This window comes from Variovorax gracilis (genome assembly GCF_030317115.1).
GTDB lineage: Bacteria > Pseudomonadota > Gammaproteobacteria > Burkholderiales > Burkholderiaceae_C > Variovorax > Variovorax gracilis.
Genome location: NZ_JASZYF010000095.1, coordinates 1 through 1,430, shown reverse-complemented (window position 1 = coordinate 1,430; position 1,430 = coordinate 1). Strand labels below are relative to the sequence as shown.

Here is a 1,430-nt window from a genome sequence, read left to right as displayed (position 1 = left end):
TCGTCCACACGGCCGCGTTCAGGGCGTACCCCCAGCCGTTTCCCGCGCTCCCCGCCGACGTGGTCGGCGTACCGGTCGAGTACGACCCCGCCGGCACCATCGAGCAGGCGCTGCGCTGGCATCCGAAGGCGCGCCATCTTCTCGTCGTGACCGGTGCGATCCCCCGCGACCGCGAATGGGAGGCGCTGCTGCGCGAGACCTTCGCCCAGTTCCAAGGCCGCGTGGCGATCGAATTCCTGGCCGGAGCGTCGACCGAGCAGGTGGTGGAGCGCCTGCGCGGCCTGGACGGTCGTTGGATCGTGTTCACGCCGGGCTTCTACCAAGGCAGCGACGCCATCAGGTACACAGCGCGCGAATCGGTCCAGATGATGGCCAAGGCGGCCAACGCCCCCGTCTACGGGACGTTCAGCAGCTTCATCGGCACAGGGGCCGTGGGAGGTCGCGTCCCGAGTTTCGAGGCCACGGGGCGGCAGGCTGGGCAGATCGTCAACAGCCTGCTCGACGGCGTGGCGCCGGCGGCGCTGAACCTGCCCAAGGCCATGCCCAACGAGTTGAACGTCGACCTGCGGCAAACACGCCGATGGGGCATCCCCGACAAGGACATCCCGGCCGACGCGGTGATGCAGTTCAGGGAGCCCACATTCTGGGAGGCTTACCGGACCGTGGCGATCGTCGGCGGCACCGTGATCCTGCTGCAGGCCGGGCTCATCGCCTCGCTCATGATCGAACACCATCGTCGTCGCAAGGCCGAGATGGCGCTGGCGCAGCGTGGCGGTGAACTCGCGCACGCGTCGCGCCTGGCGATTGCCGGGGAACTGACGGCGTCGATCGCGCACGAGATCAATCAACCGCTGGCGGCCATCCTGACCAATGCCGATGCGGCCGAGATGATTCTCCAGTCCGGGGCCGATCGTCACGAGGACCTGCACATGATCCTGGCCGACATCCGCCGCGACGACCTGCGCGCCAGCGATGTCATTCGCCGCCTGCGCACGCTCCTGTCCAACAAGGGGATCGAGCGCCAGGCCTTTGACCTCGCGGCGGTCGTGACCGATGCCTGTGCCATCCTGCAGGCCGAAGCCCGGCGCAGGGAGGTCAATCTCGTGCTGCGAAACTCCGCCGGGTCTGGCCGCGTATTCGGTGATCCGGTTCAAATCCAGCAAGTCCTCATCAATCTCGTGCTCAATGCGATGGATGCGATCGAGGGCATGCCCGGCGACCGGCGCACTGTCGTCACCTCGGTCGAGCCGGAAGGCGACGGGCTTGCCGTGAGCGTGCGAGACCGAGGCCCGGGCATCGCGCCCGAGCATCTGCCCAAGCTCTTCGAATCGTTCTTCAGCACCAAGCGCCGAGGCATGGGGCTGGGCCTGTCGATCGCGCGGACCATCGTCGAAGCGCACGGAGGCCGCATCCGGGTGGAAAGCGATCCC

1 protein-coding gene is annotated in these 1,430 nt (G+C 67.7%); it reads left to right on the top strand.

Annotated elements, in window-relative coordinates:
- On the top strand, window positions 1–1,430 hold a 1,430-nt coding region (locus QTH97_RS36880), incomplete at both ends, for a sensor histidine kinase (RefSeq protein ID WP_286573740.1).